The 24,539-nt window shown below is 54.9% G+C and carries 22 protein-coding genes; 12 read left to right on the forward strand and 10 right to left on the reverse strand.

The window, feature by feature from the left end; genetic code table 11:
- The first annotated feature begins 4 nt into the window (after nt 1-4).
- From OHL23_RS19485 to OHL23_RS19495, 3 genes are all read left to right on the forward strand, one after another.
- The gene (locus OHL23_RS19485) at nt 5-1,222 is read left to right on the forward strand and encodes a glycosyltransferase family 87 protein (RefSeq protein WP_263353636.1); all 1,218 of its coding nucleotides are present in this window, start codon (nt 5-7) and stop codon (nt 1,220-1,222) included.
- Between the two features lie 124 nt (nt 1,223-1,346).
- Complete coding sequence (locus tag OHL23_RS19490; RefSeq protein ID WP_263353637.1) at nt 1,347-2,366, forward strand: acyltransferase family protein; 1,020 nt, start codon at nt 1,347-1,349, stop codon at nt 2,364-2,366.
- A 22-nt stretch (nt 2,367-2,388) separates the two neighbouring features.
- Nucleotides 2,389-3,588 carry a glycosyltransferase family 87 protein gene (locus OHL23_RS19495; protein ID WP_263353638.1) on the forward strand — a complete coding sequence of 400 codons (1,200 nt, stop codon included), beginning with the start codon at nt 2,389-2,391 and terminating at the stop codon, nt 3,586-3,588.
- A gap of 12 nt (nt 3,589-3,600) precedes the next feature.
- Here OHL23_RS19495 and OHL23_RS19500 read toward each other — a convergent pair whose 3' ends face one another.
- From OHL23_RS19500 to OHL23_RS19510, 3 genes are all read right to left on the reverse strand, one after another.
- Nucleotides 3,601-4,950, reverse strand: a complete 1,350-nt coding sequence (locus tag OHL23_RS19500; RefSeq protein WP_263353639.1) for a glycosyltransferase family 87 protein — start codon at nt 4,948-4,950, stop codon at nt 3,601-3,603.
- 115 nt (nt 4,951-5,065) lie between these two features.
- Entirely contained in the window at nt 5,066-6,178 is a 1,113-nt protein-coding gene (locus OHL23_RS19505; RefSeq protein ID WP_263353640.1) for a glycosyltransferase family 87 protein, read from the reverse strand.
- A gap of 393 nt (nt 6,179-6,571) precedes the next feature.
- On the reverse strand, nt 6,572-7,783 hold the full coding sequence (locus OHL23_RS19510) for a glycosyltransferase family 87 protein (protein WP_263353641.1): 1,212 nt from the start codon (nt 7,781-7,783) through the stop codon (nt 6,572-6,574).
- 841 nt (nt 7,784-8,624) lie between these two features.
- Between OHL23_RS19510 and OHL23_RS19515 the strand changes: the two genes are divergently transcribed.
- The 8 genes from OHL23_RS19515 to OHL23_RS19550 all read left to right on the forward strand — a co-directional run bounded on the left by OHL23_RS19515 (nt 8,625) and on the right by OHL23_RS19550 (nt 18,074).
- The gene (locus tag OHL23_RS19515; RefSeq protein ID WP_263353642.1) at nt 8,625-8,816 is read left to right on the forward strand and encodes a Flp family type IVb pilin; all 192 of its coding nucleotides are present in this window, start codon (nt 8,625-8,627) and stop codon (nt 8,814-8,816) included.
- 481 nt (nt 8,817-9,297) lie between these two features.
- Nucleotides 9,298-10,368 carry a glycosyltransferase family 2 protein gene (locus OHL23_RS19520; protein ID WP_263353643.1) on the forward strand — a complete coding sequence of 357 codons (1,071 nt, stop codon included), beginning with the start codon at nt 9,298-9,300 and terminating at the stop codon, nt 10,366-10,368.
- A gap of 150 nt (nt 10,369-10,518) precedes the next feature.
- Nucleotides 10,519-12,135, forward strand: coding sequence for a hypothetical protein (locus OHL23_RS19525; RefSeq protein WP_263353644.1), 1,617 nt, complete (start codon nt 10,519-10,521; stop codon nt 12,133-12,135).
- Between the two features lie 49 nt (nt 12,136-12,184).
- Nucleotides 12,185-12,973: a glycosyltransferase family 2 protein gene (locus tag OHL23_RS19530; protein WP_263353645.1), complete on the forward strand. Its 789-nt coding sequence runs from the start codon at nt 12,185-12,187 to the stop codon at nt 12,971-12,973.
- A 9-nt stretch (nt 12,974-12,982) separates the two neighbouring features.
- Nucleotides 12,983-14,572, forward strand: a complete 1,590-nt coding sequence (locus tag OHL23_RS19535) for an ArnT family glycosyltransferase (RefSeq protein WP_263353646.1) — start codon at nt 12,983-12,985, stop codon at nt 14,570-14,572.
- Nucleotides 14,569-16,416, forward strand: coding sequence for a hypothetical protein (locus OHL23_RS19540; RefSeq protein WP_263353647.1), 1,848 nt, complete (start codon nt 14,569-14,571; stop codon nt 16,414-16,416). The genes OHL23_RS19535 and OHL23_RS19540 overlap by 4 nt, the downstream gene beginning before the upstream one ends.
- 216 nt (nt 16,417-16,632) lie before the next feature.
- Nucleotides 16,633-17,592, forward strand: coding sequence for a glycosyltransferase family 2 protein (locus OHL23_RS19545; RefSeq protein ID WP_263353648.1), 960 nt, complete (start codon nt 16,633-16,635; stop codon nt 17,590-17,592).
- Nucleotides 17,589-18,074: a GtrA family protein gene (locus tag OHL23_RS19550; RefSeq protein ID WP_263353649.1), complete on the forward strand. Its 486-nt coding sequence runs from the start codon at nt 17,589-17,591 to the stop codon at nt 18,072-18,074. Before OHL23_RS19545 ends, OHL23_RS19550 begins: the two co-directional genes overlap by 4 nt.
- 79 nt (nt 18,075-18,153) lie before the next feature.
- Here OHL23_RS19550 and OHL23_RS19555 read toward each other — a convergent pair whose 3' ends face one another.
- Both OHL23_RS19555 and OHL23_RS19560 read right to left on the reverse strand, forming a co-directional pair.
- On the reverse strand, nt 18,154-18,924 hold the full coding sequence (locus OHL23_RS19555; protein ID WP_263353650.1) for a class I SAM-dependent methyltransferase: 771 nt from the start codon (nt 18,922-18,924) through the stop codon (nt 18,154-18,156).
- A gap of 139 nt (nt 18,925-19,063) precedes the next feature.
- Nucleotides 19,064-19,966: a DMT family transporter gene (locus OHL23_RS19560; RefSeq protein WP_263353651.1), complete on the reverse strand. Its 903-nt coding sequence runs from the start codon at nt 19,964-19,966 to the stop codon at nt 19,064-19,066.
- A gap of 113 nt (nt 19,967-20,079) precedes the next feature.
- Between OHL23_RS19560 and OHL23_RS19565 the strand changes: the two genes are divergently transcribed.
- Complete coding sequence (locus OHL23_RS19565) at nt 20,080-21,132, forward strand: AI-2E family transporter (protein WP_263353652.1); 1,053 nt, start codon at nt 20,080-20,082, stop codon at nt 21,130-21,132.
- A 27-nt stretch (nt 21,133-21,159) separates the two neighbouring features.
- Here the strand turns inward: OHL23_RS19565 and OHL23_RS19570 are convergent, their stop codons facing one another.
- The 5 genes from OHL23_RS19570 to OHL23_RS19590 all read right to left on the reverse strand — a co-directional run bounded on the left by OHL23_RS19570 (nt 21,160) and on the right by OHL23_RS19590 (nt 24,505).
- A complete protein-coding gene (locus tag OHL23_RS19570) occupies nt 21,160-22,149 on the reverse strand; it encodes a polyprenyl synthetase family protein (RefSeq protein ID WP_263353653.1) in 990 nt (329 codons plus the stop codon).
- Between the two features lie 110 nt (nt 22,150-22,259).
- Entirely contained in the window at nt 22,260-22,760 is a 501-nt protein-coding gene (locus OHL23_RS19575) for a YajQ family cyclic di-GMP-binding protein (protein WP_263353654.1), read from the reverse strand.
- 89 nt (nt 22,761-22,849) lie between these two features.
- Nucleotides 22,850-23,629, reverse strand: coding sequence for a TatD family hydrolase (locus OHL23_RS19580; RefSeq protein WP_317891717.1), 780 nt, complete (start codon nt 23,627-23,629; stop codon nt 22,850-22,852).
- A gap of 166 nt (nt 23,630-23,795) precedes the next feature.
- The gene (vapC, locus tag OHL23_RS19585) at nt 23,796-24,209 is read right to left on the reverse strand and encodes a type II toxin-antitoxin system VapC family toxin (protein WP_263354122.1); all 414 of its coding nucleotides are present in this window, start codon (nt 24,207-24,209) and stop codon (nt 23,796-23,798) included.
- Nucleotides 24,209-24,505, reverse strand: coding sequence for a type II toxin-antitoxin system VapB family antitoxin (locus OHL23_RS19590; protein ID WP_263353656.1), 297 nt, complete (start codon nt 24,503-24,505; stop codon nt 24,209-24,211). The genes vapC and OHL23_RS19590 overlap by 1 nt, the downstream gene beginning before the upstream one ends.
- Between the last annotated feature and the right edge of the window lie 34 nt (nt 24,506-24,539).

Consider the following 24,539-nt stretch of genomic DNA (forward strand, 5'->3'; position numbering starts at 1 on the left):
CCCAATGACACATACAGCCGAATCTAACGGAATCGCCACTTCCGAATCGGTTAATGGCGTACGTTGGCCATTTATCTTACTCTGCTGTTCGCCGCTTCTGATTGTAAGAATATGGATGATTTGTGCCCGCCCGCAGTTATACGATTTCATCACGTACTGGGCAAGCGGACACTTATTTTTGACCCGGGGGCATCCCTATTCCGCTGTGGCGATGCTTGCGACCGAGCGCCTGCAGGGTTGGACCTTTGCTAATCCGATGATGACGTTTTGCCCGCCGTGGTCGCTTCCCTTCTTTGGCGCCATGGCTATACTGCCATTTCCTTTGGCTCATGCCACATGGCTTCTCGCCTCATTAGCCCTCAACTGCTTTTCCGCCTTCGGTCTTTGGATCTATTTTGGTGGTGAAAAGCGTCGGGCCTGGATTGCCCTCCTAGTCGTTGCCACTTTCGTCCCGATGGGCGGCGCGGAACTCCTCGGTCAGATCACGCCGCTGATGTTGGCAAGCCTGGCAGGGGTGCTGCTCTTGTTAGAGTCGCGACGTTATTTTGCATCCGGTTTTTTGCTTCTCGGCATCGGATTTAAACCGCATCTTCTATACCTTTTCCTGCTGACTTTATTGATTTGGACGGCGAAAACACGTGTGTGGACAATGCTTGCGGGAGCTGCCGCGAGTTTTGGAATAGCGACGGCAGGAGCCGTTCTCTATAACCCAAACTCTATCGATTATTTTCGACACTCCTACGGGGCAGCAATTGAAATTTCATGTGGCTTGGGCGGGATTTTACGCAGCATCTTTGGCGTGCAGCATATGTGGCTTCAATTTGTACCAAGTGTCTTCGGGATGGTCTGGCTTATCTACTACTGGATCAAACATCGGCATGATTGGAATTGGCAAATGCGCCTGCCTTTGCTCCTGATCGTCTCCGTCAGCACCTCACCATACAATTGGTTTCATGATTTTGCCATGATACTTCCGTCCTTGGTTTTTCTGGCAGTCCGTGGTGGTTATCGCAACTTCTATACGCTGCTAAGTTATCTTGCGTTGCAGATAATCATTCTTGCTTCGTTTGGGCTGTCGGAGGCTTGGATGTCTGGCGTGAGCATCTTATGGGTTGCGTTCTATTGCTTCGCAATGGGTGAATTCAAGTCAAACTGTCGTTTGAATCATTTTGATTCTGGGATCAGCCAGCTTTCTTCTCAGCCGGGCGAGTCCTGTCAATGACTCTGCCAGGAACGCTCCGCATTATCATTGCAGGCTGTTGGCTTGGTCAACTACTTCGTGACTACGAACCCAGAAGATCAAGGATTGATCGGGCATCTTTGAGAACGAGAATCGGGAACCCCCGATGAGCCGCATTCCCACGCTAGACGGATGGCGGGGCATAGCCATCGCACTTGTTCTCTTCGACCATGTTCAGTATGCGTTCCTGGGTCGATTCTCACAGCCATGGATGCAGACGGGGCAGCACGGAGTTACGATTTTTTTTGTGCTGAGCGGATTTCTGATCACATCGAAGTTTCTGGAGGGTCCGATTGACCTGAGGAGCTTTTATATACGCCGCGTCTTCCGGTTGTTGCCCGTTGCGTGGACTTATCTCGCAGTGTTGCTCATTCTGGGTCTCATGTCCCATGCAACAATCGCAGCGCCCTCTGCGGTGCTGGCCAGCCTGATCTTTTATCGTAATTATGTGCTGGTCGACAACGGAGTGTCCACGTGGCATTTCTGGTCGCTCTCGCTCGAAGAACAGTTCTACCTCGTGTGGCCGTGTGTTCTGTTGCTCGCGGGACTACGACGCTGCCGCTGGATCGCGTTGGCGGGAGTCGTTTGCTGCGCAACATACCGTTTGCTGTTTTGGACGTACTACAACCGCGATTTCTTCAACTGCCGGAGCCAAGTGCGCGCGGACGCGCTTCTCGTCGGCTGCCTTTTGGCAATTGCCTTCCGTGAGCCCCGCATGTTGGCCTGGATTTCAAAATGGTCCAAGTCCTGGGCGCTGCCAGCTTTGGTGATGCTGAATTACTTCATTGCAAGATTTCACCTGTTGCCGCCGTTAGGTGAAATCCTTTGCATTGCGGCTTTGATTTCAAGTTCTGTGCTTCATCCCAACTCACTATTCGCTCAGCCTCTTACATCTCGGGTCCTCTCCACACTTGGCGTCGTTTCTTACAGTGTCTACGTCTGGCAGGAACTCTTCATGCTGTTCGCGCCAAAAAACAGTACAGCCGGCATCTTTTTTCATTTCGTCACGGTATCTCTCTGTGCGTTGGGGAGTTACGAATATATTGAGCGTCCGATGATTCGCCTTGGACACAAACTCACACACCAACATGCGACACAAACGAAGGAGATTTCGTCCGCGGCATGATCGCACGTCCTGGAAGATGCTTATGAAGACAATCGCACGACCGCTCAATCTTCGCGCTATCGTAGAGTTTTTCGTTGTAGCCGTCTGTACGGTGACCTTCGCGCTTACGGCGGTCGGCGTTTGCTCGTCCTTGCTGGGCCGCGACTCTGCAGGTTCGCGCGACTTCGTGGAGTATTGGGCAGCGGGGCATCAGTTGATCTATCACAAAAATCCATACGACGCAGAGGCTCTCCTGGGGTTGGAGCGTTCGATTGGATTCCCTCAACAGCTTCCCGCAATCATCATGGGCAACCCTCCGTCGGCTTTGCTGCTCGTGCTTCCACTTGGTTTCGTCGGGGCGAAGACCGGAGAGCTGATCTGGGAGTTGCTGCTGTTCGCGAGTCTTGCCGCGTCTGTTCAGATGATCCGCACCATGTATGGCACCACGAAGAATCTGCTGCATTTGCTTGCTTATTCCTTTGCTCCCGTGTTGTCATGCTTGCTTTCGGGCCAAATCACTATCTTCCTCCTGATCGGGCTCACACTGTTTCTGCGTTTGCATCGCTCTTACCCGTTTTGGGCAGGAGCTTCCTTGTGGCTCTGCCTGCTGAAACCGCATCTGTTTCTACCCTTTGGCGTTGTGCTGGCACTGTGGATCATTCGCACGCGAAGCTTCAGAGTCCTCGGTGGAACTGCGTTCGCTCTCGCGGTAAGCAGTGCCATCGTGACGATCATGAATCCCCTCGTTTGGATGCAGTATGCGGAGATGATGCGCCAGGAGAGACTCGACCGCGTGTTGATTCCCTCGCCCAGCACCATGCTGCGGCAGTATGTTTATCCGCATACGTTGTGGCTGCAGTGTCTTCCGGCTGGGATTGGCTGTGTCTGGGCGCTTGCGTACTTCCTCAAGCGGCGCACGGAATGGGACTGGGTCAGGGATGGTTCGCTGTTGATGCTTGTTTCTGTCTTTGTTGCGCCATACACGTGGTTCATGGATCAGGCGGTGTTGGTTCCCGCATTGCTGCGTGGAGCCTATCTCACACCTTCGCGAACACTGATCGCCATTCTAGCGTTGATGAGCGCCGTCATTGAAATCGCGCTGCTTCGCAAGGTGCCACTGCTGCACTCCGCGTTTTATGTCTGGAGTGCGCCGGGATTTCTTGTATGGTATTTGTTCGCGATCAGATCACAGTCCACGCGAGCTGCACTGGAAGTCGTTCCTGAACCAGTCGAAGCGCAGTAGATGTTTGCTCTTCTATTGAATGGCAAGCGCCTGCCGCTCACGCCGAGATGCACGACGGACCACCTGGTACAACCAATAGCTTTGGCATACGCCAAGAATCGCCAGTAAGACGGTGATCAGTTGAATTTCAATACTCTTGGCAAGCGCAACCGTGTTCCAGGAAACGGCGAAGATAAGAACTGCGAGGAGAATCGTCCACTCCACTTCGCGACGCCAGTTGAGATCTCTGAGTGTGGCCAGGGTCAGAATCAACGAAATCACTATCACGGTCGAATCGTAAATTGGCACATAGAGATTTACGAGCAGAGTCCAGGTGAGCGTGACAGCCCAGACCAGTGGTTGCACGGTCGTGCTCGCTCTTGCGGACTTCCACAACAATACTGCCAGTGCCGTCAGAATCAAGCTGGACAAGCCAATCAGAATGATCATGGCGGCTCTGGAACGGCCACCGGGCACCGCATATGAGAAAGATGTGAAGTCCACATACTTGTTGAGTTGCAACCTTGATTGGCCCTCAAAGACTGAGGCTTGCCGGAAATAATTCAGGAAACGCAGGTATGTCGGCCAGATTTCGATTCCTGTGAAGAGAGTAGTCGCAAGCATCAGCAGCGCCGAACCTGTGATGAATCCCAAAAACTGGCGGAGCCTTCGGGTAATCAGCAGCATTGGAAGGATCAGGAGCAGAAGAGTTGGCTTGTATGCGAGAAGCGAGAGCGCGAGACCGCAGGCGAATGGCCGCGCAACTCTTTCCTGATAGACCGCGAGCCCCAGCGAAAACACTGCCACGACGGAAAGTTGGCCGTTGACAATCGTTGACGGGCAGAACGGGTAGAAGCCAAGTGCATAACAAAAGATGAGAGAGGTCTTGAGTCCCTCTTTCGGGAAGAGACCTTTGACGCTGGCGGCAATCCCCGCAAGATACAGGATCAATGAAATGCTCACCCAGATCAGGTAAGCCTGCATGAAAGGAAGCCGGGCAAAGGGGCAGAAGAACAGCGCCACGAACGGCGGGTATGGGCTCGGTCCGTAGGTGTGTTCACCACTTAGAGGATAAATCTGGTTGAAGATCTTCAGTTGCAGCGAGTAGTCGTAAAGGCGGGCGAAGGAATACTCGTGCACGATGCGCCCGACGCCGTAGAGATAGGTGAAATCCACTGGCTGAAAGCTCTTCAGGACCGATCCGATTCTATGGTTGAGCCAAAGAGTGAAGATCAGCGGCGCAATCAGAAACCCGGCGAATAGTCCCCAGCATGCCAGGTTCAACTCTTTCAGTCCTGGCGCTGGGCCAAGGATTTTGACAGGCCATTGGAACAGAGGCCTCCTGTTGCTATCTGTGACTGAAATTCTCCCGGTGTCTCCCATTACCGAGTCTCCTGTCGATTTCCGCTCCCAGGATCGTATTCCACCATGCTTGAGCCGAGCTGGACTTGGATCAAGGAATTTATCCCCAGGAGACAAACGGAATCGACTCCGTGCATCAGGCTCCTCCGATCGATGCTTGATTCAATGTACGAACGGGTGGCACTCCGTCTGTGCGCGGGATGAGGATTGCACGGCGCAACAATAAGAGTTGCCCCAGTCCCACAAGGAACAAGACGATCGTTAAGAGCTGGACTCCAAAGCGCTTGGCAATGGATGCCGATATCGAGGCGATCGCAATAGTTAGCACAGCAAGAAACAAGATTCGCCTCCTGGCAATGCCCCATCCAAGTTCTCTGAGCGCCCCAATCGTCAGAATAAGCGCAATGATGACAAGAACCGAGTCGTAAATCGGGACGTAAACATTCAAGAGCAGAGTCCACGTAATAGTAGCTGCCCACACGAGGCATTGAGCAGGTTTGCTGGCGCCAGAGGACTTCCACAGCAGAATCCCAAGCCATGTGGCGCTCGCACACGCAACCAAAGCCAGAAGGACTCGCCCGATGCTGACTTGCCCGCCAGGAATCAAATGATACACGGAGCTGAAATCGACGTACTTCCAGCGCTGAAGTACAGCTTGACCGTCAACTCCCGACGCACGCCCAAAGTCACGCAGGAAGCCGAGGTAAAAGGACCAGATATGTACCCCCCCAAAGGCGATAGATATCAGCACCAGCGCCGCCGCACCAGTTAAGAAACCCAACATCGTCCGAAGTCTGCGCGTCAGAAACAGCATCGGAATGAGGACCAGCGTCAGGGTAGGCTTGTACGCCAGGATGGAAAGTGCAAGTCCGCTGCAAAACATGTTCGATCGTCTTTCTTGATACGCTGCCAGCCCAATCGAGAAGACCGCTGCCGCTGCCAGTTGACCATTCGCAAAACTGTTGATGACGAACGGATAGAAAGACAACGCGAAGCAGAAGACAAGCGATATTTCAAGACGCCTCCCCTGAAATGTATCCCAAACGGACACGCCAATGCCGATGAGGTAGAGAGTCAGCGAGATTCCCATCCAAAGCAGATATGCTTGTGCGAAAGACAATCTTGCAAAGGGGATGAAGAAGAGAGCCACAAATGGCGGATAAGGGCTTGGCCCGTACGTCTCCCCATGCAACAGAAAGACGTCATTGAAAGTCTTCAGTTGAAGTTTGTAATCATAAAGCCTAGCCAAAGGATATTCGTTGGCTAGGCGACCGTCACCATAGAAGTAAATAAAATCAACAGGGAGAATATTACGGATTCCACCCATTCCTCTGCATCGAACCCAAAAATATACGCCGAGCGGTATAGCTACAAAACCTAGAAACAGTCCCCAACTGACGAGATTGATTTCAATAAGGCCCGGTGCCGGTCCGAGGAGTTTCTCTGGCCACCGCAAGAAGACTTTTGTGGAGGCTTCCTGGCCTGGTTCCTGATTTGCCTCTAACATGCTTATTCCTCCTCTTAGCTCACTGGCCGAGCGAGCCGGCCGTTTATTTCAATCCGCATTCGAATGCTCCCAGGGCGCAAAAGCTCGCGTTCAAGAATTTGCGGTAGCTGGGTGCGAACACGATAACTCAAGTCATTACTGAATGAGCGGTATTGTCCTGTCTCGATGCTTGACCTGAGTCGTTGAATTTTTGGTCGAAACCGCGTACAAGTACCAGGCAAACCATGCGGGAACGGTCCATAGGTAGAAAGGTGAGGTCATTTTGACGACCGAGAGCACTTCAATCAGAGCCGCTCCGCCAAACAACGCGAGAGGCAAGACCGAACGGCCTGAGTTCAAAGCGCGATAAAGTCCCGCCAAGACAGCGGGGAGCAAAATGGCTTCGTCGCTCAACCACGAATAGGGGGCGCAAAGAGCCGAGACAAGGAGCAGCATCAGACCCTGATCGTTCCAATTCCACCGACTGCGGCGCGTCCAAAAATACCAGATTGCCCAAACACCACCACAGGCCGCGGGAAGAAATTGCAGCCACACGGCGTCGCGCCAGACAAGGAAACGGAACGTCTCGCTCAGGGTGGGGACATATATTTTCAGAAGCCCCGATTGACTCATTGCCTCGGAATACTGCGGCCAAACCTGTGCATTGAAACAGAGCGTGAGCGCGCAACTGGCAAGCAGCGTAACAGCGAAGCCGGCGAAAATGCGGAGGACCCGTCGGTCTACGGCCCAAAAGAGCAGCACGACAGCAAAAGGCAGGAACAGGTGTGGCTTCAGGGCGCAAGGCAGAAGCGCTGATCCGGCGAGGAACGGACGTGAATCATGAAGTAGAAGAAAGAGCACGATGCCGACAAGCAGAAAGGTTCCGATTTGACCAGCCATCTGACAGGCCAACACTGGCGCAAAGAGGTAACCTAGCAGGTGTAGCCGATTATCCGGGCGTCCATTGAGTATCCAGAGAATCCAATTCGCTACCGAGATACTGGCGAGAAGAGCTATCGACCAAAGAATAACTCCTGCCTTGGCGCCGACAAAGCCGAGCGGCAGTACAAGAAATGAGGCCACTGGGGGGTTAGGTGCGATTTTTGGTTCGTTACCATCGAACCCCACCGCTCTCTCAAGCCGGAGGATGGCCGCGCCATCATAAGGATTCGCTCCGTGAATGAGTTGTTGTCCGGCTGCCCAATATTCAATGAAATCGCGGTTGGCTGCGCTTTTCTCCGTCATGCCGAAGAACAGAATGCTGGCGACGAGGCAGGCTCCGGCTACGACGATGCACGCTGCGGCGAGTCGCCGGCGCGGGCTGCTTTTGGTCGGAATGTTCACTTCGCTTGCCGGACTGCTCGCCAATGCCTGCTCCTCTGGTCGTCTCAGGCGGTCAAGTTCCAGATCGCCAAGGCGGTTGAATCACTGATAAATAGCGTTCTTGAAATGCCCTCCCGAAGCTCAGTAGGGAGTACTTCCCATCGTCCTTCGGGTGCACGACCCCCCGCGAAGGAAGCGTACTCGCGGAACACCTTCTTGAAGTAACCAGTTCGATGATGCAAATAGATTACTGCAAATGCGACGGTTATATCCGTAATTGAGTAATGGTGAGCGTCTTGTACTCTTTCGTGTAATGGATCAGGCCGATTCCGTTGCCGAGGAGTTATCGACTGCAGGGCGGGCACCGGATCGTTTCAGCCGAGGGTATCCCCTGAATGGGGAAGCATGCAGCCTATCGGCGCTTTGACATGGGATCGTTGACGCCGGACTGTCTACTCCCGTGGTCTCGATGCGGATCAGCGGGATGCAATGGTGCATTCATGGCGGGATTCCGAGTCGATCGTCTCACCTGTTGGGATTGGCCCACTTAGGTCAGTAACCTGGTTCGACGCTCCGTGGGGAATACCGGTCACCTCTCCGGAGGGGCGTTTTGGCCGCGAATTCGGCCTCCCCCATTCCCGTCATAGCGCTCTCTAGATCGCTTTTTCCAATTCCCAATTTGGGTAATACACTTTCAGGTCATGTATACGAGGAGAATCTCCGTGTCTCGGGCGGTGTATACGGCGGTTCACACCCCTCGCCGAGTCGCTGGCCATAAGTCGTTGAATTATATAGACAGCTTCCGGAAGGAAAGTTGGCATATCGCTTGCTATATAGAGGGCAACCCCAGTCTGTGGCTGGGAAATCAATCTAGGGGAGAATACACATGAAGAACATTTTCGCTAAGCTTTCCGTTGTGATCAAGAGCCTGGGACGCGTTGAAGGTCAGGATCTGGTCGAGTACGCTCTGGTTGTTGCTCTGATTGCTTTCGCGGCCACCGCAGGCATGAAGACTCTGGCTTCGGACATCAACTCTGCCTTCACCAACATCGGCGCACAGCTCACCGGCGCAGTCTAATAGCCTCAGCCGGAACACGGTCGGGACCTGCGCAGACCAGTACGTATGTTCCGTTGCGGGAGAGTGACGAAGGGAAAACTTGCCCACGGCAGGCTCTCCCCGCAAAGGAATTCAACTGTAGCGAGCCTATTTCGACAGTCCTGGAGATCAACCTGAATGCGGTCCAAATTCTGGAAACTTCTTTCCCGAGTGCGGACCCTGAGGCGGGAAGATGGACAGGACCCGGTCGAGTGTGCTCATGTTGTGGAATTCATCGCCTTCGCGGCAACTTCTGGCATTCGAACTCTCGCCAGCGATCTCAATTTCGCATTCGATAATCTTGGAACAGAACTCACATCGGACGTCCTGTAAGCCCGCCCAAGCAAGATCGGGCATCGCATTCTACAAGCTCGCAACGATGCCGGCAGAGATATTCATAGCAAACCTACCGCCGCAATGAACTGTCCAGGCAAGTTTCACTACAGCATTCAGGATGGCCATTATGCTGCTCTCGATCGTAATTCCAGTCCTGAATGAAGCCGAGACACTGCCTCTGCTGCTCGCACGCCTTCGCGAATCTCTACGCAATATAGATTCTGAAGCCATCTTCGTAGACGACGGCAGCACGGACGACACTGCGTGGATGCTGGAGCAGGAAGCTCTGCAAGACCCCGCCATCAGACTGATTCGCTTCAGCCGGAATTTTGGCCATCAGGCCGCCGTAACTGCCGGCCTGGACTTTGCCAATGGAGACGCCGTCGTTGTGATGGATGCGGACCTCCAGGATCCACCGGAACTGCTTCCCCGTATGGTCGAACTATTCACTCAGGGCTACGACGTCGTATCGCCGCAACGAATTTCGCGCGATTCCGAGACGCTATTCAAGCGATGGACAGCCAAGCTCTTCTATCGCATCGTATCTGATCTCACAGGTCATCGTTTGACGCCCGAAGTCGGCGACTTCCGCCTCTTTAGCCGGAGAGCGGTGTTGGCGATTCGCTCTCTGCGGGAACAGCATCGATATATGCGTGGCCTAGCCGCATGGCTCGGACTTAAAGAGGCTTTCATTCCCTTTGACCGCGAGGCGCGTACCGGAGGTCGGACCAAGTATTCCTTTCTTAAAATGATGCGGTTTGCGTGGACAGCCATCTCTTCTTTCTCGGCATTCCCCTTGCGCGTCAGCATCAGCCTTGGCTGTTGTCTGAGTTTCTTCGGATTTGCCTATCTGCTGCGAGTCTTTTATCTGGCGCTCTGGTCCCATTCTCTGGTTCCCGGATGGGCTTCAGTCGTGGCCTTGCAATGTATATTCTCCGGGATGATTCTCTTGGCGCTTGGCGCTATTGGCGATTATGTCGCCCGCATTTATGAAGAGGCGAAAAACCGTCCTCTGTATGTCGTAGCTGAAACCTGTAACATCATGCTCTCAAGCAAGTCACGGGAATCGCTGACGCGAGCAATTATCCTGGCGAACTCTGCCCCACGCGATACCCTTACAATGCGCCAGGCTGCCTGCTCAAGCCCAGATAACGACGGCCACTCGGCTCAAAGTTCGCTTGTAGGAGTAGGAACGTAAATCAATATGCTGTTGCCCAATCCCCCAGATACGCAGACAACGCCAACACTAATCGAAGGTGGTCTCACGTTCATTGCAGTCGCCGTAGCGTTCATGTCACCTCGGCTTGGTTCGTCTTTTTTCTTGCGAGTTGAAGGCGCCTTCGGAAAATTGGCGCGGAGGCAAGGCCTGGCGGTCGTTGTGGTCGGCCTTGCTGCGCTGTTGCTTCGCTTGGCAATTCTTCCGCTTTGTCCCATCCCTGTGCCGTTCGTTCCAGATGACTTCAGTTTTTTGCTTGCAGGGGACACCTTTTTGCACGGACGATTGACCAATCCAACCCCGGCAATGTGGATCCATTTCGAAACCATCCACATCACCATGCAGCCCACCTACATGTCCATGTACTTTCCCGCGCAGGGACTGGTTCTGGCGGCAGGCAAACTGCTATTTGGGCATCCCTGGTACGGTCTCTTGCTGACCAGCGCTCTAATGTGCGCTGCCATCTGCTGGATGCTTCAGGCTTGGCTACCGCCAACCTGGGCGCTGCTCGGAGGATTGATCGCTGTCCTGCATCTAAGCCTCTTCAGCTACTGGATCAATACCTACCATGCTGCGGGCACAATCGGCGCTCTCGGCGGAGCGCTTGTGCTTGGCGCGCTGCCACGACTGATGAAAACCGCACATCAACGTTACGGCGTGTTGATGGCATCTGGGATCGCCATTCTCGTTCTCACTCGCCCATACGAGGGCCTACTTCTTTGCATGCCGGTAGCGATTGTTATGGGCCACTGGGCTTTCTTCGGGAAAAAGCGGCCAGCAATGGGAGTACTGGCCCGACGTGCTGTCTTTCCGCTGGCATTGATAGTTGCCACAGTAGGATGGCTGGGCTACTATGATTACCGCGCGTTCGGAAGTCCCTCTACCCCGCCCTACACTGTCGATCGCGCCACTTATGCCATGGCGCCATATTTCGTCTGGCAATCGCAGCGCCCGGAACCAGCTTACCGGCATGAGGTATTGCGATCCTTTTATTACGAATGTGAGTTAAAGTTCTTCCGGAAAATCCATACACCTGCCGGCTTTCTGCCTCAGACCCTCATAAAAGCGTTGACTGTGTTGATGTTCTTTGCCGGCATAGCGTTACTCACCCCGCTCATCATGCTTCGCCGCGCCATCATGGACCGCCGCATCCGCTTTCTTGTTATTTGCATGCTCGTACTAACGGCCGGAATGCTCGTCCAGATCTTTACTATTCCGCATTATGTGGCTCCTTTCACGTCGGCGTTTTATGCGATTGGCTTGCAGGCTATGCGGCACCTGCGGCTTTGGAGCCCCGAGAGTAAGCCTGTTGGCCTGGCGCTGGTGCGCCTTAGTGTGACGATCTGTGTCTTGATGGCTGGACTCAGGCTCTTTGCCGGTCCGCTCGCTCTTGCCCTTCCCGAGTGGCCATCTTACAACTGGAACTTCATCTGGTATGGGCCAGACCATTTCGGCACAGAGCGCGTTCGCGTTGAATCCGAACTGAATCAAATGCCCGGGAAACAACTCGCGATTGTCCGCTACGCATCAAAGCACAATCCCTTTGAAGAGTGGGTCTACAACTCCGCGGACATCGATGGCTCCAAAGTTATATGGGCGCGAGACATGGATGCGAGTGATAATTCCGAATTGCTCCGGTATTACAAGGATCGGCAAGTCTGGCTCGTTCAGCCCGACATTACACCTGCAACTCTGTTGCCGTATCAAGCACCAGAACTCTCCAATGCAGTAGCCTCGGTCGCGCATTGAACCATCTGCCTGAGCTTGTCTAAGTTCAGTCTTACGAAGGAGTCGAACCATGATCAACGGAAAACGAATCGCAGTTGTTATGCCGGCCTACAATGCCGAGAAAACTCTCGAACAGACCGTGCGCGAACTTCCCAGCGAGGTCGACATCAAGATCCTGGTCGATGATTCCAGCAAAGACGAAACTGCGCAGCTTTCCAGGAAGCTTGGCGTTCTTACTTTTGTGCACGATGCAAACTACGGCTATGGCCGCAATCAGCAGACATGCTACCGCGAGGCGCTTGCCGCAGGAGCAGACATCGTGGTCATGGTGCATCCCGACTACCAATACACCCCATTGCTTGTTGCGGCTATGGCCAGCATGGTGGCCAGCGGCATTTATGACATGGTGCTTGCCTCGCGCATTCTCGGGGGCGGCGCATTGAAAGGCGGCATGCCCAGGTATAAGTACATCGCCAACCGCTTCCTTACAGCCTTCCAGAACCTGTTTCTTGGAGTGAAGCTGTCGGAGTACCACACCGGATATCGCGCGTTTTCAAGAGAACTGCTGCAAACCCTGCCGCTGCTTGAGAACTCCGACGACTTTGTCTTCGACAACCAGATGATTGCGCAGGCGGTGATGTTTCAGTTTAATATCGGCGAGATTTCCTGCCCTACAAAATACTTCAAGGAAGCATCTTCGATCAATTTCCGGCGCAGCGTGAAGTACGGCCTCGAAGTTCTCGGCACAACCGTAAGCTTTGTCGCTCATAGACTCGGATGGATTCACGCGGCAAAGTTCGACTCCACCGGAAGAAAAGTTACTCAACGGTACTACTCAGACGTTGCGGGACGGTCGTGAGGTAACAGGATGAGCTCTACAACGACGTTTCCCGCAGCCCGAGCCTCGGTGCAGCCTAAGTTTGCACGCCACTACGTCGATTATTTGATTTTCGTCGTAGGTGCCACCTTGTATTTGTTGCCCTTCCTGCGAATCATGCTGGCTCCGCAGGCGGACGAGGGGATTCTGATCGAAGGAGCGGTGCGGGTTGCTCGCGGCCAACTCTTTGCGCGCGATTTCTTTGAAGTGATGGGACCCGGAACCTTCTACTGGCTAGGCGCCTTCTTCAAACTCTTCGGCGTAACCTTTTTTGCGACGCGACTATGCCTCTTCACTACTTCGTTGGGCACCGGCGTATTGATCTACTTCTTGTCTCGCAGAATTTCCGGGAGATTCCGGTACTTGCCGTGCCTCGTTGTGACCGCTACGTATTTTGGAACGCTTTGGCCCATGATCAGTCACCATGTCGACAGCAATTTCTTCGCATTGCTGACATTCGCCTGCGTACTGATTTGGCATGACCGGCACGTCGCTATTCTGTTGCCTGTAAGCGGGGCTCTGGCTGGAGCAACAACCTGCATCATGCAGCCCAAGGGCATACTACTTTTCTTTGCCATTCTGGCATGGCTGGTGATTCAGCGATGGAGGCATCAGGCCTCCTTTCGTGCCGTCGGCCTGCTTATGGCGGGCTATGCTTGCGTGGTGGGCTCCGTGGTGCTGTATTACTGGAGCCACGGGGCGCTCTGGGATCTTGCCTTTGCGACATTCATACATAATCTCCGCTACTACGGTCCAATGAATGTCGTCCCTTATGCCAGCGGCATCATTCAAGATCACTGGAGTCCATTGGCCTTCTCCAACTCTGGCTTGTTCTGGACAGTCCCATTTGCATCAATTCTATTAGTGCCGTTCCTCGTTATCGCTGCCCTTCCTGTTCTATTGCTCGTGCTGGCCATGGTCAACAGAACCAGCTTTATGAAGCCGACCCTTTTGCTCTATTGGATGTGCGGGTCTGCGTTGTGGCTATCAGAGTTCCACCGAAGAGACATCAGTCACCTCGTTATGGGATCTCCTCTGCTTGTCATCCTGTTTGTTCATTTCCTGAGTGAGGATAGGGGCAAGTTGAAGATCCGCGGGCTGCAACTTCTCGCAATTTGTGCCGCATTGCTGGCTGGATTCAACCTGCTGCTGGTCCTCTACACGCATCCCACTCCAACCAGGGTCGGAACTGTGGCCATGTTCGGAACTGATCCAGTGCTCACTTATCTCAATGAGCATGTAGCATCCGGTTCGGAACTCTTTGTCTATCCCTTCTATCCCATGTACTACTTCCTGACCGAAACCGACAACCCAACACGCTACTCAGGCCTGGGGTATAACTACAACACCACGGAGCAGTTCATGAACGCTATACAGACCCTGGAGCGGCGTCACGTACGGTACGTCCTTTGGAATACAGCTTACTTAGACAAGGTGCTCCCCAAGGCGTTTCCCTCATTGCCAAGAATCCCAAAGAGCCAATACCTGATGGAGCCTTACCTGGAATCGCACTACAAAGTTGTGTGGGAAAACAAGGGGACAGTCTTGATGGAGCGGATTGGGGAGAGCGGTGCAAAATGATGTCCCGCTTGCTATCTCTAAGTTGGGGTAAATACGGCCAATATCAGATATCGCTCCCAGTGATCCGGCTCTGTGTAGCCAGGGTCCTCTGGATCCCGTGCTACTCCATCGCTGATGTCGCCAACTCAAAAGCGAATACATCGGTCGCACTGGTGGACAATCGGAAAGTAGAACCCGTAACCATGTCGCTGAATCCGCTGCGGCGCATTCAATCGGCGTTTGGCAGGGCGACGATCCTCCAGAACCTGATGTTTGTCTTCTGCGTCCTATTCGGAGTGGCGATGATCGCCAACACTCAAATAGCAGGCGAAGGCGGGTGGTTCTGGTATGCCACTTTTCTTCGCAGCGGAAAGCACCTCTACTCGGACATGCATCTGGTCCTGCAGCCCTTGTACGTGCTGGAGACGGCATCCGTCATGACGCTTCTAGGCAAGGGGTGGCTTGCCTCCAAGGTCCCGGCCGTGCTGCACCTGGTGGCCTATTGCCTCGGGCTGCTACTGTTGGCGCGGCGTTCGAATCTCTCTGACGGCAAGAGGGGGATCGTTCTTGGGTGCGCTTTCTTCCTCTCCATCTATTTTGAGGCGTACCGGTTCGATGACTACCACGTACTCGCGGATTGCATTCAAGTGTATTCGTTGGTGGCGCTGCTCGTGATGCAGAAGACGACCACTGCTCGAACCAGCCTCGTCCTGGCCTCGATCCTTGGAATACTCTCTGGCCTCGCGTTGACCAACAGGCTCAACGACGGCGCGGCCTTGTCTGTCGGCGTAGCCATCGCCATTGTGTGCTTGGCGCAGGCAAGGAGACTTCTTTCGCTTGGGTTTTTCAGTCTCGCGGCAGTGCTGACGGTGGTCGTTGTCGTGCACCTAACGGGGGACTCGTTGCAAGAATACGCAATGTACTCCATCTTCCACGCGGCTGGGAGCAAAGGAGGAGCAGGCCACGTACTCGCTTACCCATTCCATCTGCCGATCAATACCTTCCTCTGGCTCAGAACCCACTCACCCCTCAATGTGATCGTCTACGCCTCCGGCATCGCCATTCTCGTGCTGCATGGCCTTTGCCTTATCGTCGTGGCGCGCTTTCTGCGCTGGCAGTTCACTACAGGTCAAGGGTACACGTGGGACCGGCGAGAGATTCTTCTACTGATACCACTCGGTCAGCTTGCCTCCGGTTCGATGTCGTCGGGAGGCACTAACGTCGGGTTATACGGGCCGGTGGGCATAATGATTGTGCTACTGTCCATCTGTCCGCCAATCCGATTTAAGGCAGAATGGCCTCGCGCTTGCCTTCTTGTAGTTGCCGCGTTTCTGATGCTCTGCACTGTCTACGTCAAGCTCGTGATCCCGTTCTCATGGCATACCTATCGGGAGCCACCCATGTTCGAGGGACGAACATGGTACCACCATCCTGAATACGGACCGATGATAATCGACAACGAGATGCTGAAGTTCATTCAACCGGTCTGCGAGCAGATTGGGCCGAGCAGTTCTCAAAGCGAGTTGCTCTCACTACCATTCCCCTTCGCAAACTATTTCTGCTCCGTCCCACCATGGCATGGCTATGTGCAGACATTTTTCGACACATCCGGCAAGGAGACTATCCTTGGTCTGATGGACGAACTCAGGACCTCGCCGCCGCAATGGATACTCTACCAAAGACAGCTCTACACTTTGAGTCTTCACGAGACCATATTCAACAAGGGTCAGCCCCTCGCGCAACGGTATCTCGATCAGTTGATCGAGCAAAAGCTCGCGGATGGAAGCTGGCACGCTGTTTATACCAGCGACTTTGGCAATAGATTCCCGTGGGACAACCACTGGATTCTGATACGAACCCGATAGCCACGCCGGCGTTTCACTCGCAAGGCTGGGCGAAAGAACCTGCCTTGCGGCTGCCGGGTCGCGAGAAACTTAGCCTTACCAACTTAGAACCACTTCAAGCCTCGAAAGTGGGAGATTGTCGATGTTGGCTACGGAGATATAATCGCGGCAACACTGTTGAGAACGAATGTCATTCTCAGACGAACGGATGATGACCACAGCCCCGGAGCGAGCCCATTGAAGCTGATCAGCGTAGTCAGTCCTTGCTATAACGAGGAGGGCAATGTCGAGCAACTGTATCTTCGGACACGGGAGACACTCGCGAGGTTCCCGCAGTATCGCTACGAGCATATCTTTATCGACAACGCTTCGACGGACAGGACGGTAGAGATCCTGCGCCGGCTGGCCGCGATGGACAAGAGCGTCAAGGTGATAGTGAATGCGAGGAACTTTGGCCACCTGCGCTCTCCGCAACACGCGCTGATGTGCGCCGAGGGCGACGCGGTCGCGGTATTGCTCTCTGATCTCCAGGACCCTCCTGAGTTGATCGGCGAGATGATTGAGGAGTGGGAGCGCGGAACTCCGATTGTCGCGGGCATCAAGAATTCAAGCGACGAAAACGGGACGATGTTCGGCATTCGCACCCTGTATTACCGCACCGTTGCGATGCTGACCAATATTCACGTGCTCGAGCATTTCCACGGCTTTGGTGTGTATGACCGGAAGGTCATCGATATCATCCGCACGCGCTTCCCCGATCCTTACCCTTACTTTCGCGGAATCATCGCGGAGATCGGCCTGCCTCACAAGTCCGTCTATTACAACCAGAAGCGGCGCGAACGCGGCATTACCAAGAACAACTTCTATACGTTGTATGACATTGCGATGCTTGGGATCACGAACCTGTCCAAGGTGCCGCTGCGACTGGTCACCTTCACTGGTTTTCTCTTTGCCTTGTTGAGTGCGTTGGTGGGCCTGGGTTATCTGATCGCCAAACTGGTGTTCTGGAATAACTTCTCCATCGGAATTGCGCCTGTGGTTGTGGGGCTTTTCTTCTTCGGATCGGTACAGATGGTGGCCCTGGGCGTAATCGGCGAGTACGTTGGCTCGATCCACACGATGGTTCAGAACCGGCCCCTGGTGATCGAAAAAGAGCGGATCAATTTTGATGACTCCGAAGAGAAGCCGAAGGAATGAGCTATTCCAGGTCAGACATAGAACCCCAGAGGAGCGGGATTGCAAGGCATATCCCGCCGGAGCAGTTCTTGCGCTATGTACTGATCGGCGGATGGAACACGGTATTTGGGTACTCATGCTTTTTCCTGATGAACCGATGGCTTGCGACAGTTATGCCGTCGTATTCCTACATCGCGGCCAATCTTTCGTCGAATCTTATCGCAATCACTGTCGCTTTCCTTGGTTACAAATGGTTTGTCTTTCGGACGAAGGGCAACTATCTGCGCGAATGGGTGCGCACGCTCGCCGTCTACAGTGGAAGCGTTCTTGTCTCTACGCTGGCATTGGCGCCGCTGGTGGGGCTGATCCGGCACACGACGCGATATCAGAGCGAGGCGCCATACATTGCCGGGGCGATCGTAGCAATCTTCACGGTCGTCAGCAGCTTTCTCGGCCACCGGCACTTTTCGTTCGGGGACAGGCCGGTCGCAATCGATAAATAGCTTGGCCCGGCGGGAGTCGCCCGCTTTTCAGAATAACTCTGTGCGACTCGACTGGCCTGACTCAAATGCATGAAACAGCTTAAGCAGAACAAACTATGGTTTGCAGATAGGTCTTGGAGGTAATCGACCCCGCAGCGAATACGGCCCAGACACCGGCTCGCAGCACGGCATCCGCGGCAGCATTGCGGACGGGCAGGTCCATGGCCTTCACCGGAGCATTGTGCATGAGGTGTTTTGAAACTGTGAGGCCTGACGACTCCAGAAGCCGGCGCAGTGAGGTAGGAGTGAAGTGGTGCAGATGATGGCGCGAATAGAGACGATTGAAGGCCAATGAAACCCCAAATGATAGTCCGGCTCGGCCCATGCCGTAGAGAATGCTTGCTTCGTTGGGCGTATTGACGATCATCGAACCGCCCTGTTTCGTCAGTTCGACCATGCGGCGGGCAAAGGCAACGCAATCAGGCACGTGTTCGATTACGGAGAGTGACACGACCACGTCGAAGCGTTGCGAAATGTCGAGCGTGATGACGTCGCCCTGGAGAAATCGAATGCTCTCATGCTGATTTGGAGCGAAATCGATCCCGGTCAGCTTAGCATCAGGCCGCATCCGGTGAACGTGCCGAAGAAAATCTCCACGGCCGCAACCGACGTCGAGGACCGATCCGCCTTGTGGAATGTAGGCCGCGACACGGTCGAAGAGCTGCGTATTCGGGTGCTCGAACCAGCGGCGGTGCGTGTCGTCGAAATAGTCTGCACCGTATTCCTCCTGCTTTGGCATGGATGCGATGTCGCTGAATGCGTGCGTACAGGATTTACAGCGATAGATATCGGCATCGGGATGCTTTCCCATTAGACTTGCGGAGGCGTGACAGATCGGGCAGTTGATCGGCATCAGGAGAGAAGTCTAACTCAAATTGCCTGCAGTTGAGAGTACCAATTTCGACCGCGACAAATGGCCGCGAACGCGTGAAAGGTTCTTTGCAGTGCAGTTAGGCCCGTGCCGTCGACGACGCCGCCTGAACCTGTGTCTTCCAATTCAGGATCAGTAGTCCGGCGACGACGACCGCCACTCCCAGATATGCAGTCCAACCGATGGTTTCATGTGCCAGAAGGCCCCAGAACAGACCCCAGATCGGGAGAAGATAGGTTACGGCCACGACATGGGTCGCAGAGACATGGGCAAGCAGGTTGTAGTAGAGCAGGTAAGCAATGCCGCTACCGGCAAGTCCCAGCGTTGCGATTGCTGCGATGGATGGAACACTGACAGCCACTGGGTACGCTCCGGCGAGTGCTACCGGTAACAGCATCAGGCTGGCGAGCGTGAGCTGCGTGGTTGCAAGTCCGATTGGGTCGATGCCTTTGAGCTTCGCTTTTGCCATGACCGTTGCGATGGCATAACAGAGGGAGGCCATCACGACCAGCGTAACTCCGAGCACCAGCCCCGCCCGCGCGGACGCGGTTTCTTCTCCCACTTCATGTCCATACACAACCAGTACGACCCCTGCGAAACTTAGCAGCACGCCTGCAATCATGCGTCCTGTAGCGTGGCCGCGCTGCACTGCGAGACTGATCAACAGGGTCCAGATTGGCGTGGTTGCGTTAACGACCGCTGCTGTGCTGCTGGGAATTGTGCGCTCGCCCCAGGCAAAAAATGTGAATGGAATTGCGTTATTGAAGAGCGCCACCAGCAAAAGCCACGGCAATAACTTGCGAGAGGGCAACGAGCGCCGCCCCAGGATCATCACACTCCACAGAAGCAACGCTCCTGATGAGCAGCGCAGCAATGCGACCCAGAGCGGAGGAAAGCTGTCCCCGGCGATGCGAATCTGCAGAAATGAAACTCCCCAAACGGCAGATAACAGCAGGAGTTGGAGCAGATGACCAGCCTTCATGCCTTAACCATTGCAAAGCACCGGCTGGCGAGTCCATCCGAATCTTGCCGCCAATTTATGCGCGGCTCGGGTAGACTCAAGTAACTAGAAAGAAAGGCTGGCGCAACTCTCCCATGCACGACGTGGATGACAAATTCAAAAGTCGCGTGAGCTTCACGCTCCTTGCCATCGCGGCGCTTGCGCTGGCCGTGTTTCTGATCTGGATTGGCCGGGTCATCTTTCTGCTGCTCTTCGCGTCTGCGATTGGCGCGATTTTGCTTACAACTGTATCCAACTGGCTGCATAGCCGCTTCAAGATCAAACAGGGCCTCGCGCTGGCGCTGTTTCTGTGCGTGACATTTGCCGTGACAGCCCTTGTCGTATGGAGTCAGGGACCGAACATTGTCCAGCAATTCGCCGATCTGGAAACAGATTTGCCGGTGGCCGCTCACTCGCTTCTGACGCAGATGCGGAGCCAACAATGGGGTCAATGGATTCTGCGGCAATCTCCCGGCTCTGAACAGATATCGAGCGGCTTCAGCTTTGCGCTAACACGCATCGGCGGCATCGTCGTCAGTTCAGCCACCATACTTGCTGGACTAGTGATCGTTTTCAGTCTCAGCATCTATTTTTCCGCTGAGCCGGAGATGTATTACAACGGCATCCGGCGCGCCGTGCCGGAGGAATATCGCGGAAAGATGGATGCGTGCGCTGCCAGCGTGGCGCAGATTCTGCGTTGGTGGGTGCTAGCCAAACTCATCTCGATGACTTTGGTTGGCGCGCTCATCAGCATCGGATTATGGATTGTCGGCGTGCCGCTGGCGGGCACGCTGGGGATCATTGCCGCGGTGATGACATTCATTCCGAACGTCGGACCGTTGATCTCGGTAATCCCGGCAGCGCTGCTGGCACTGGCCATCAGCCCCACGAAGGGATTGCTGGCCCTGCTGGTCTTCGCCATCGTCTTTACGATCGAGGGCTATGTAGTGACCCCACTGCTGGAGCGCAACATCGTCCGATTGCCGCCCGCTCTCACGTTAACGATGCAGCTGCTCCTGGCGGCCGTCGCGGGACCCGTCGGTGTAGCGCTCGCTGCGCCGGTGGCTGCGGCAATCCTTGGCATTCTCTCCGTGCTGCTGCCAAAAGCGCCTGACGTTCCCGTCCCGACGTCGAAACGAGTGGCCTGAACAGCAAAGATTGGGCAATGGATCGGCTTATTTGTCTCGCGCTACGACGAAATCCGGCACCCACAACAACGCCCGCTTGAACTCGGAGTCTTCAATCGGAACCAGCGCCTCGCGGCCTTGCTCAGCATAGCGGTCCGCAGCTGCCATGGCATACTCGACCGATCCGTTGCGGTGCAGAATCTCCTGTACCTGCTCGCGCGAGGAACGGACGAAGCCGCCATCTTCGAGTACGTGGCGGATGACCTCGCGCTCGGCGGCCGTGCCGTGCTCCAGGGAATGGATGACCGGCAGCGTCGTCTTGCCCTCGCGGAGGTCGCTTGCCACGGGCTTGCCCAGGACTTCTTCGGTGGCCGTAAGATCGAGCACGTCATCGACGATCTGAAATGCCAGTCCGACGCCGCGCCCATAGCAGGCGAGAGCCTCTTCCTGCTCAGCGCTTGCGCCTGCAAGGGTTGCGCCCAGTTGCATTGAAACAGAAAAGAGGCAGGCGGTTTTGCGGAAAATCAGATCGTAATACTCGGCCTCGGAGACTGGCCGACCCAGCTTCTGAATCTGAAGCAGTTCCCCCTCGACCATCTGCTGGGTGAGGCTGATCAACAGGTCGAGCACCTTGAAGTTCCGCTCTTCCAGAGCGATGTGGAAGGCCTGCATGTACAGCCAGTCGCCCGCGAGCACGCATTTTTCGTTGCCCCATGTGGTGTTGGCCGAGGGGCGTCCGCGGCGGGTGTCGGCGCCGTCGATGATGTCGTCATGGACGAGGGTCGCGGTATGCACCAATTCAACGACCGCGCCAAGACGGATCATTCCCGATCCGTCATAGCCCAGGCAGCGCGCCGCCAGCAAAAGGAGCGATGGGCGAATTCTCTTACCGCCGCCGCCTCGCAAATACTCGGCGATCTCTGTGATCGTGTCGACACTGGAGACGGCGTCGCGCCCCAGCTCCCGTTCAATGGCCGTGAGGTCATCGCGGAGCAAATCGAAGACTTCTCTTGCCGTTGCTATCGCCAATGTGCTCAAGATCTGGGAGTTCCTGCTCTTTCCTCTTGCCAGCCGATGCGGCTTGCGATTTTGCTGTTGCGCCTTCAGTATCCGCTCTTTGGATGTTGCTGCGGCGAAAGAAGTACCGGTCAATTCGTCCGATAGTTGGTGAACTGTAATTCGATGCCCAAATCTTTGCCACGCAACAGTGCGATCACCGACTGAAGACTATCGCGATCCTTGCCGCTCACTCGTACCGAATCGCCCTGAATCGACGCCTGCACCTTGAGCTTCGAGTCCTTCACGATCCGGACAATATCCTTGGCCTTTTCCACCGGAACACCCTGTTGCAGAGTAATCTTCTGGCGGACGCTTTTGCCCATGGCCTCTTCCAGTTTGCCGTAAGTGAGGTTTTTCAGCGACACACCCCGCTTGACCAGTTTTTGCCCGAGGATTTCCTTCACTGCTTCCAGCTTGTATTCATCCGCGGAGGCAAGTTGAATAGCATCATTGCCCTCCAAAGTGACCTCAGACTTCGAGTCCTTCAGGTCAAACCGCGCCTTGATCTCCTTGAGCGCCTGATCGATGGCGTTGCGCACTTCCTGGATGTCTACCTTGCTGACGATATCAAACGAATTGTCCTGCGCCATGGGTTTTTCCTATCCTTCATTGGCTGGCTTCGAAGCCGCCGCGAGACCGGAGTTCGGCTCCGGCTCCCAATTCACTGCAAATTCAAGTTTCACACGTCAGGGGTCAGACGAAACAGCCGTTCGAAGTTTTTCGTGGTGATCGAGGCCATTTCTTCGGCAGATATTCCCCGCAGTTCCGCCAAAACCGCTGCTGTGTGCGCCACCCACGCCGGCTCGTTGCGCTGTCCGCGGTTCGGGATCGGCGCCAGGAACGGCGCGTCCGTCTCCACTAACAGCCGGTCGAGCGGCACCTTTGCAGCCACATGGCGCAGCGACTGCGCCTTCGGGTAGGTCAGATTCCCGGCGAAACTAATCAGAAATCCGAGCTCCATTGCCCGCTGGGCATGTTCCCAGTCACCTGAAAAGCAATGGAGAATACCTCCCAGGCCATTTGAGCCCCAGTGCCCATCGAGAAGCGCGAGCGTGTCGTCCCAGCACGCATTGTCGCCGTCTTTCGGGCGGCAATGGATGATGATCGGGCGCTTGCGGGCGGCGGCAATCTCCATTTGGCGGACGAAAACCCGCTTCTGTGTCTCATGCGGCGAGCCTTCGTGGTAGTAATCGAGGCCAATTTCTCCGCAGGCGATCACCTCCGGCTCGGCAAGAAGACTATCCAGCTTTGCAAGGGCAGCATCATCCGCCTCGTGCGTGTTGTGCGGATAGATCCCTGCGCTGGCATAGAGCCTTGGCAGTTCGCGCGGTTTGTACGCCTCGCCGGATCCATTGAACTGGCGGCAGATATCGAGCGCCTGATGCATTTCAGACGGCCCCTCGCCGATGCCAATGGCTATTACCGCACCCACTCCCGCGGACCAGGCGCGACGCAGCACTTCGACAAGCTCGCCTTCATAGCGTTCGCTATCGAGGTGCGCGTGCGAGTCAATTAACAATTTAGCTCCTCCGAGGCAGTGCAAGACAGTCTGGATGCGACTGAAAACGAGAGTTGGTCGATTTCTTGATGATGTTCCGGAGTGTCGTCATCCAATGCGATGTCGGCTAATGCAGCAAGGTTTCCGGCGGATGCAGCACACGAAGATTGAGGTTTTCCTCAAACGCGTCAAAATCACGGTCATTATGCAGTAATTCGTGTCCATTCTCGATGCAAAACGTTGCGATCAAACAGTCGATCGTGCTGCGAATCGTAATACCTGCCCGGCGCAACATTCTGTAATTTCGCGCGGAGGCAATCGCCAGAGCGCTGCTGCCAGTTTCAAAAATCTCAAAGCAATTCAGTGCCGCCACTGCCGCGAGGAACTGCTCCTCCGCACGAATTCCCTGCAAAACTTCTGTCTGGATGAGGGTGGTAATTCCGATCCGCTGTAAACTTCGTTGTCGGTCCAGCCACTCAGTATGGCGATTCACCCGATCGTCGAGATACGCGATTATCACGGAAGTATCGACGATGACCATCAACGCAGGCCTTGCTCTCCCGCCAATCGACTCTGCTCCTCGGATGCTGAATCCATCTGCTCTCCCGCGGGAGTCCTTTTTCGCTCGGCCTGGACCTCCTCATCGGAGGCGAACCAGTCGTCGTCGTGGCCTCGCCAAACGATTTTGCCGCGAAGACTTTCGATTGCATTCCCCTGATGCTCGAGTTGCACCATCAACTTCAAGGCGGCTTCCACGGCAGCCTTCTTGGTGGTCGCCTTGCTGGCCACCATCGCCTGCTCCATCAGCTTGTCGTCTATATCGATGTTGGTCCGCATCGCAAATCTCTCAATGTGTAAGGATCGCACATTT

This window comes from Acidicapsa acidisoli (genome assembly GCF_025685625.1).
Classification (GTDB): Bacteria; Acidobacteriota; Terriglobia; order Terriglobales; family Acidobacteriaceae; genus Acidicapsa; species Acidicapsa acidisoli.

Bases quoted from the DNA above. Each gene is read 5' to 3' on its own strand.
- OHL23_RS19485 (WP_263353636.1), top strand. From the start codon at position 5: ATGACACATACAGCCGAATCTAACGGAATCGCCACTTCCGAATCGGTT.
- OHL23_RS19490 (WP_263353637.1), top strand. From the start codon at position 1,347: ATGAGCCGCATTCCCACGCTAGACGGATGGCGGGGCATAGCCATCGCA.
- OHL23_RS19495 (WP_263353638.1), top strand. From the start codon at position 2,389: ATGAAGACAATCGCACGACCGCTCAATCTTCGCGCTATCGTAGAGTTT.
- OHL23_RS19500 (WP_263353639.1), bottom strand. From the start codon at position 4,950: ATGGGAGACACCGGGAGAATTTCAGTCACAGATAGCAACAGGAGGCCT.
- OHL23_RS19515 (WP_263353642.1), top strand. From the start codon at position 8,625: ATGAAGAACATTTTCGCTAAGCTTTCCGTTGTGATCAAGAGCCTGGGA.
- OHL23_RS19520 (WP_263353643.1), top strand. From the start codon at position 9,298: ATGCTGCTCTCGATCGTAATTCCAGTCCTGAATGAAGCCGAGACACTG.
- OHL23_RS19530 (WP_263353645.1), top strand. From the start codon at position 12,185: ATGATCAACGGAAAACGAATCGCAGTTGTTATGCCGGCCTACAATGCC.
- OHL23_RS19535 (WP_263353646.1), top strand. From the start codon at position 12,983: ATGAGCTCTACAACGACGTTTCCCGCAGCCCGAGCCTCGGTGCAGCCT.
- OHL23_RS19540 (WP_263353647.1), top strand. From the start codon at position 14,569: ATGATGTCCCGCTTGCTATCTCTAAGTTGGGGTAAATACGGCCAATAT.
- OHL23_RS19550 (WP_263353649.1), top strand. From the start codon at position 17,589: ATGAGCTATTCCAGGTCAGACATAGAACCCCAGAGGAGCGGGATTGCA.
- OHL23_RS19555 (WP_263353650.1), bottom strand. From the start codon at position 18,924: ATGGGAAAGCATCCCGATGCCGATATCTATCGCTGTAAATCCTGTACG.
- OHL23_RS19560 (WP_263353651.1), bottom strand. From the start codon at position 19,966: ATGAAGGCTGGTCATCTGCTCCAACTCCTGCTGTTATCTGCCGTTTGG.
- OHL23_RS19565 (WP_263353652.1), top strand. From the start codon at position 20,080: ATGCACGACGTGGATGACAAATTCAAAAGTCGCGTGAGCTTCACGCTC.
- OHL23_RS19575 (WP_263353654.1), bottom strand. From the start codon at position 22,760: ATGGCGCAGGACAATTCGTTTGATATCGTCAGCAAGGTAGACATCCAG.
- vapC (WP_263354122.1), bottom strand. From the start codon at position 24,209: ATGGTCATCGTCGATACTTCCGTGATAATCGCGTATCTCGACGATCGG.
- OHL23_RS19590 (WP_263353656.1), bottom strand. From the start codon at position 24,505: ATGCGGACCAACATCGATATAGACGACAAGCTGATGGAGCAGGCGATG.